General features: G+C 64.8%; 1 protein-coding gene and 1 pseudogene. Both read left to right on the forward strand.

What is annotated here, in order from left to right:
* Nucleotides 1-829, forward strand: a pseudogene (locus AB4Z42_RS28245) (non-ribosomal peptide synthetase); the annotation flags it as partial.
* Between the two features lie 117 nt (nt 830-946).
* A partial coding sequence (locus AB4Z42_RS28250; RefSeq protein WP_442012554.1) for an amino acid adenylation domain-containing protein occupies nt 947-7,998 on the forward strand: 7,052 nt, incomplete at its 3' end.

The raw sequence follows: 7,998 nt of genomic DNA on the forward strand, positions 1-7,998 counted from the left end.
TCGTCGGTGGGCGCCGGGGCGGGTGATGATCAACGCGTACGGTCCGACGGAGGCCACGATTTGGGTGGCGATGAGTGCGCCGTTGGCGCCGGGGTCGGGGGCGCCGCCGATCGGTGCGCCTGTGGCGGGTGCAGCGTTGTTTGTTTTGGATCAGTGGTTGCGTCCGGTCCCTGCGGGTGTGGTGGGGGAGTTGTATGTGGCCGGTGCCGGGGTGGGTGTCGGTTATGTGGGTCGTGCGGGGTTGACGGGGTCGCGGTTTGTGGCGTGTCCGTTCGCGGGGTCCGGGGGCCGGGGAACACGGATGTATCGGACCGGGGATCTGGTGCGGTGGCGCGTTGACGGGCAGTTGAATTATCTGGGTCGTGCTGATGAGCAGGTCAAGGTTCGTGGGTATCGCATCGAACTGGGCGAAATCCAGACTGCTCTAGCCGAATTGGAGGGTGTGGAGCAGGCGGCGGTGATGGCCCGCGAAGACCGCCCGGGGGACAAGCGTCTGGTGGGTTATGTCACCGGCACCGCGGATCCGACCGCGATCCGTGCCGCGCTGGGCATGAGGCTGCCCACCTACATGGTTCCGGCCGCCGTCGTGATGCTCGACGCGTTGCCGAGGACGGTGAACGGCAAACTCGACACCCGCGCACTGCCGGCCCCCGAGTACACCGCTAATGAGTATCGGGCTCCCGGCTCTGTGACTGAGGAGATCTTGGCCGATCTCTACGTCGAGGTGCTCGGCGTCGAGAGGGTCGGCGTCGATGATTCGTTCTTCGATTTGGGTGGGGATTCGTTGTCGGCGATGCGGCTGATCGCAGCTGTCAATGCCAGCCTGGGCGTCGAGTTCTCGGTGCGGACGGTGTTCGAAGCACCCACGGTCGCGCGGCTGGCACCGCACATCGGTGATGGGAGCACGGGTAGATTCGAGCCGCTGGCCGCAGCAGAGCGTCCCCCGGTGGTTCCGTTGTCGTTCGCCCAGAATCGACTGTGGTTCCTGAACCAGTTGTACGGTCCCTCACCCGTTTACAACATCCCGGTAGCGGTGCGGCTCCAAGGGCAGCTCGACGCCGAGGCATTGGGCGCGGCACTGGCAGATGTGGTGAGCCGCCACGAATCGCTGCGCACCGTGTTCGCCGCGCCGCAGGGGATTCCTCAGCAAGTAGTCGTTCCCGCGCGCGACTCAAATTTCGGCTGGCAGATCGTCGATGCCACCGACTGGCCGGAAGCGCGGCTCTCGCAGGCGGTCGACGACGTCGCGCACTACGCGTTCGATCTGGCGTCTGAAATTCCGATCAGAGCAAGCCTGTTCGGTGTTGGCGACGACGAACACGTGTTGGTCGCCGTAGTGCACCATATCGCCGCCGACGGTTGGTCGATCAATCCGCTGATACGCGATCTCGGGATCGCCTATGCCAGCCGCATTTCTCGAGAGACTCCACGCTGGTCCGAACTGGCGGTGCAGTACATCGATTACACGCTGTGGCAACGCACGCAACTGGGGGATGCTGAGGATCCCGACAGCCTGTTCGCCGTCCAGCTCGCCTACTGGCAAGATGCGTTGGCCGGGTTGCCCGAGCGGGTGCAACTTCCCACGGATCGGCCATATCCACCGGTGGCTGACTACCGCGGTGCCACGGTCGCGATCGACTGGCCGGCCGAACTGCAGCAGCTGGTGCACCGTGTCGCGCGAGAGCACAATGCGACCACATTCATGGTGGTGCAGGCTGCGCTGACGGTGCTGCTTGCCAAGCTGAGTGCGAGTTCTGATGTGGCGGTGGGGTTCCCGACCGCTGGGCGCCGCGATCGCGCACTCGATGATTTGGTGGGTTGCTTCTTCAACACGTTGGTATTGCGCGTTGATCTGGCCGGTGATCCCACTGTCGCCGAGGTGTTCGACCAGGTGCGCGTGAACAGCCTGGCAGCGTACGAGCACCAGGATGTGCCCTTCGAAGCCGTCGTCGACCACATCAACCCCATCCGGTCGCTCTCGCATCATCCGCTTGTACAGGTGATGTTGGCCTGGCAGAACTTCGCCGGACGCAACAGCGATCCGGCTGCCGGGCTCGGCCTGGCTGACCTGCAGGTCTCCACGCTGCCCTTTGAAACACGCACTGCCCGGATGGATCTCACGTTCGCGCTGGCTGAACGCTTCACCGACGCTGGAGAGCCGGCAGGGATCTCGGGCACGGTGGAATTCCGCACCGACGTGTTCGACACCGCTTCGATCGAGACACTGGTCAAGCGGTTGGCGCGGGTGTTGTTGTCGATGACCGCCGAACCCACGTGTCGGATCTCGTTGATCGACGTACTCGATGAGGTCGAGCATGCCCGGCTGGATGAGATCTCCAACCGCGCGATATTGAGTGCACCGGCAGCCGCACCGGTGTCGATCCCGACTCTGTTCAGCGCCCAGGTCGCGACCACCCCGGACGAAGTGGCCATCAGCTTCTGCCACGACTCCATGACCTACCGGGAGGTAGACGAAGCTGCTAACCGGTTGGCGCATCTGCTGGTTGGCAACGGTGTGCGGCAGGGCGATCCGGTCGCCTTGTTGTTGCCCCGGTCGGCCGACGCGATCACGTCGATCATGGCGGTGCTCAAGATCGGCGCGACGTATGTGCCGATCGACCCCATGCTGCCCGACGCGAGGGTCAGGTTCATTCTTGCCGATGCCGCACCGACCGCGGTTGTCACCGCCGCAGGCCTGCGGTCACGTTTGAACGGGCACAACCTGGTGGTGATCGATCTCGACGATCCCGACATCGGTGGCTACTCCGACACCGAGCTGCCATTCCCGGACCCAGGCGACATCGCGTACCTGATTTACACGTCGGGCACTACCGGGACCCCCAAGGGTGTGGCAATCACCCACCGCAACGTCACGCAGTTGATGGAGAAACTCGACGCAGGACTTCCGCCGGGAGGTGTGTGGTCGCAGTGCCATTCGTTGGCGTTCGACTTTTCGGGGTGGGAGATCTGGGGTGCGTTGTTACATGGTGGGCGGTTGGTGGTGGTGCCCGACGAGGTGGTCGGCTCACCACAGGAGCTGCACACGCTACTGGTGGCCGAACAGGTCAGTGTCCTAAGTCAGACACCGTCTGCCTTGGGAGTGTTGTCGCTACAGGGCCTGGATTCGGCTGCGCTGCTGATCGGCGGTGAGGCCGCGCAAGCCCAGCTCGTGGATCGGTGCGCATCCGACCACGTGATGATCAACGCTTACGGCCCTACCGAGACCACGATATGGGTGGCAGTAAGTGCCCCATTGGCACCCGGCTCGGATGTCGTGCCAATCGGCTCGCCCGTGCCGGGGGCGGCCCTCTTCGTGCTGGACCAGTGGTTGCGGCCGGTGCCGCCCGGCGTGGTCGGTGAGTTGTACGTGGCGGGTGCCGGTGTGGGTGTCGGCTACGTCGGGCGGGCCGGGCTTACTGCCGCGCGGTTTGTGGCATGCCCATTCGCCGGGCCGCGGTCGCGGATGTACCGCACCGGGGATCTTGTGCGGTGGCGTGCCGATGGTCAGCTTGATTACCTCGGTCGTGCCGACGAGCAGGTCAAGATCCGTGGGTATCGCATCGAGCTCGGCGAAATTCAAACAGCATTAAGCGAATTGGACGGTGTCGACCAAGCAGCGGTGCTCGCGCGCGAGGACCGCCCCGGTGACAAGCGTCTGGTGGGTTATGTGACCGGGACCGTCGACACGACCGGGATCCGTTCGGCGCTTGCCGAGCGGTTGCCGAGTCATATGGTGCCGTCCACGGTGGTCGTCATCGAAGCCCTTCCCTTGACGGTCAACGGCAAACTCGACGCCCGCGCGCTACCGGCCCCCGAGTACACCGCTGGTGAGTATCGGGCTCCCGGCTCTGTGACTGAGGAGATCTTGGCCGATATCTACGTCGAGGTGCTCGGCGTCGAGAGGGTCGGCGTCGATGATTCGTTCTTCGATTTGGGTGGCGATTCGTTGTCGGCGATGAGACTGGTCGCTGCGATCAATACCAGTTTGGGTACTGGGCTCTCGGTGCGCACGGTGTTCGAAGCGCCCACGGTGGCGCAGTTGGCGCCCCACATCGGCGCAGGTGATCGTGGGCTGGAACCGCTGACACCGGCGGAACGGCCCGCGGTGATCCCGCTGTCGTTCGCGCAGAACCGGTTGTGGTTCCTGGCCCAGTTGTTCGGGCCGTCACCGGTGTACAACATGCCGGTGGCGGTGCGGTTGAATGGACCGCTGGCTGTCGAGGCGCTGGGTGCGGCGCTGGCCGATGTCGTGGCCCGTCATGAATCACTGCGCACACTGTTCGCCGCGCCGGAGGGGATACCCAGGCAGGTGGTGGTGCCTGCCGAACACGCCGACGTCGGTTGGGACGTGATCGATGCCACCGGGTGGCCAGAGGACGAGCTGGAGCGGGCGGTAAGGGACCTAGCCCAGCACCCGTTTGATCTGGCGACCGAGATCCCTTTGCGTGCGTGCCTTTTCCGGGTTTCAGACGATCACCATGTGCTGGTGGCGGTGGTGCATCACATCGCCGCCGACGGGTGGTCTGTCACCCCGCTTGTCCGGGATCTGGGAGCGGCCTACGCCGGCCGCTGCGCGGGCCAGAGTCCCGACTGGACCGATCTGTCGGTGCAGTATGTCGATTACACGCTGTGGCAGCGCGCCCAGTTCGGTGATCTGGCCGATCCACACAGTCCGATCGCCTCCCAGCTGAATTACTGGCAGCAGGCACTGGCCGGTATGCCCGAGCGCGTGCCGTTGCCCACCGATCGGCCCTATCCTCCGGTCGCGGACTATCGCGGTGCCGAGGTGGCGATTGAATGGTCGGCTGAGCTGCAACAGCAAGTGCACCTCGCGGCCCGCGAGCACAATGTCACCACCTTCATGGTGGTGCAGGCCGCCATGTCGGTGCTGCTGTCCAAGATGAGTGCGAGTTCTGATGTGGCGGTGGGGTTCCCGACCGCCGGGCGCCGCGACCCCGCACTCGATGATTTGGTGGGTTGCTTCTTCAACACCTTGGTGTTGCGGGTCGATCTGGCTGGCGATCCCACTGTCGCCGAGCTGCTGGCGCAGGTGCAGCACCGGTCGCTAGCCGCCTACGACCATCAGGATGTGCCGTTCGAAGCGGTCGTCGACCACCTCAACCCCACTCGGTCGATGGCACATCATCCGCTGGTGCAGATCGTGCTCGCCTGGCAGAACTTCGCCGGCCGGCGGAATGACGCGGTCGCCGAGTTCGATATGGGTGATCTGCAGGTCTCGGCCATGCCGTTGGAAAGTCACACTGCGCGAATGGATTTGACGTTCTCGATGGCGGAACGCTTTACCGACGCCGGTGATCCTGCGGGGATTTCGGGTGCGGTGGAGTTCCGCACCGACGTGTTCGACGTGGAAAGTATCCAAACGCTGATCGAGCGGTTCGAGCGGGTGCTGCTCGCGATGACCGCCGACCTCCGCCGGCGAGTTTCCTCGATTGACGTCGTGGACCAGGCCGAGCTTGTCGGGCTGGATCGAATCAGCAACCGCGCAGCTTTGACCGCACCAGTCGGTACACCGATGTCGGTTCCGGCGTTGTTCGCCGCTCGCGTCGCGGCCAATCCGGACGGGCTCGCATTGGCGTACGGCGACTTGTCGATGACGTACCGGTCGCTTGATGAGGCGTCGAATCGGTTGGCGCACTTGCTGGTCGACAGTGGTGTGGGCGCAGGCCATCGAGTTGGCCTGCTGCTGTCCCGGTCGGCTGAGGCGATCGTTTCGATTCTCGCGATTCTGAAGACGGGCGCGGCGTACGTGCCGATCGACCCTGCGCTGCCGGACTCCCGGGTCGGGTTCATGCTCACTGATGCCGCGCCGGATGCGGTGCTCACGACTGCGAGCATGCGGCCACGCCTGGACGACCACGATGTGGTGGTCGTCGATGTCGGCGACCCGGCTGTTGACGCCCAATCCAGCGCCGCCCTTCCGGGGCCGGCGCCTGACGACATCGCGTACATCATCTACACCTCGGGTACGACGGGTGCGCCCAAAGGCGTGGGGATCACGCATCGGAGCGTCACGCAGTTGATGGAGTCCCGGCATCCCGGCTTGCGGCCGGGAGGTGTGTGGTCGCAGTGTCATTCGTTGTCGTTTGACCTCTCGGGGTGGGAGATCTGGGGTGCGTTGTTGCACGGTGGCCGGTTGGTGGTGGTGCCTGATGAGGTGGTCGCCTCGCCGCAGGAGTTCCACGATCTGCTGATTGCCGAACAAATCAGTGTGTTGAGCCTGACGCCGAGCGCGGCGGCGGTGTTGTCGTCGCACGGTTTGGAGTCGGTGGCGCTGTTGGTGGGTGGTGAGGCCGCCTCGGCCGAACTCGTGGGTCGGTGGGCGCCGGGGCGGGTGATGATCAACGCGTACGGCCCGACGGAGACCACGATTTGGGTGGCGATGAGTGCCGCACTTTCACCAGGGGCGGGCACACCGCCGACCGGTGCGCCAGTAACAGGCGCGGCGTTGTTCGTACTGGATCAGTGGTTGCGTCCGGTGCCGGCCGGTGTGGTGGGGGAGTTGTATGTGGCCGGTGCCGGGGTGGGTGTCGGCTATATCGAGCGGACCGGTTTGACGTCGTCGCGGTTTGTGGCGTGTCCGTTCGGCGGTGCTGGGGCTCGGATGTATCGCACGGGGGATCTGGTGCGGTGGCGGTCCGACGGACAACTCGATTATCTCGGGCGTGAGGATGAGCAGGTCAAGGTCCGTGGGTATCGCATCGAACTCGGCGAAATCCAAACCGCTCTAGCCGAATTGGAGGGCGTGGAGCAGGCGGCGGTGATGGCCCGCGAAGACCGCCCGGGGGACAAGCGGCTGGTGGGTTATGTCACCGGCACCGCGGATCCGACCGCGATCCGTGCCGCGCTGGGCATGAGGCTGCCCACCTACATGGTTCCGGCCGCCGTGGTCGTGGTCGACACGATCCCGATGACCGTCAACGGCAAACTCGACACGCGCGCCCTGCCGGACCCGGAATACATCGCCGGTGAATACCGGCCGCCGGCCACTGTCACCGAATACCTTCTGTCCGGTGTCTACGCCGACGTGCTTGGGATTGAGCGTGTCGGTGTCGACGACTCGTTCTTCGACCTGGGCGGGGATTCGCTATCTGCGATGCGGCTGATCGCCGCAATCAACGCCAGCATGGGCGTCGAGCTCTCGGTACGAACTCTGTTCGAGGCACCCACGATAGCCCGACTGGCGCCACACATCGGCGCCCGCGAAGGGCGCCTGCAGCCGCTCACACCCGTGGAGCGTCCGCCGGTGGTTCCGTTGTCGTTCGCGCAGAACCGGTTGTGGTTCATCGACCAATTGCAGGGTCCCTCAGCGGTGTACAACATCCCCGCGGCGATACGGCTGGGCGGGCGTCTGGACATCGAGGCATTGGGCGCGGCATTGACAGATGTCGTGAGCCGTCACGAATCACTGCGCACCGTGTTCCCCGCACCGCAGGGGATACCGCAGCAGGTAGTGATCGAGGCCGAATACGCCGATTTCGGTTGGCAGCTTGTCGATGCGTCTACCTGGTCCGCGATTGAGCTGGAACAGGCTATCGAGGAAATCGCCCGTCACGCGTTTGACCTGGCGACCGAGATTCCGTTGCGAGCCTGCCTGTTCCGGGTGGCCGATGATGATCACGTGTTGGTGGCGGTGGTGCATCACATCGCTGCGGACGGGTCATCGATCGCTCCGCTGATCCGGGATCTGGGGGCCGCCTATGCGAGCCGCAGTTCGGGGCAGGCTCCGGGTTGGGCTGATCTGGCGGTGCAGTACGCCGATTACACGCTGTGGCAGCGCAGGTTCCTCGGGGAGCTGGATGACGGGGACAGTCTGATCTCTTCCCAGCTGGGCTATTGGCGGCAGGCGCTGGACGGTCTGCCCGAGCGATTGCAGTTGCCCACTGATCGGCCCTATCCGTCGGTGGCTGATCATCGTGGTGCCACGGTGGTGATCGATTGGTCCGCGGAGGTGCAGGCGGGCGTGGCTCGGTTGGCCCG

Source organism: Mycobacterium sp. 2YAF39 (assembly GCF_052114565.1).
In the GTDB taxonomy this organism is placed as follows: Bacteria; Actinomycetota; Actinomycetes; order Mycobacteriales; family Mycobacteriaceae; genus Mycobacterium.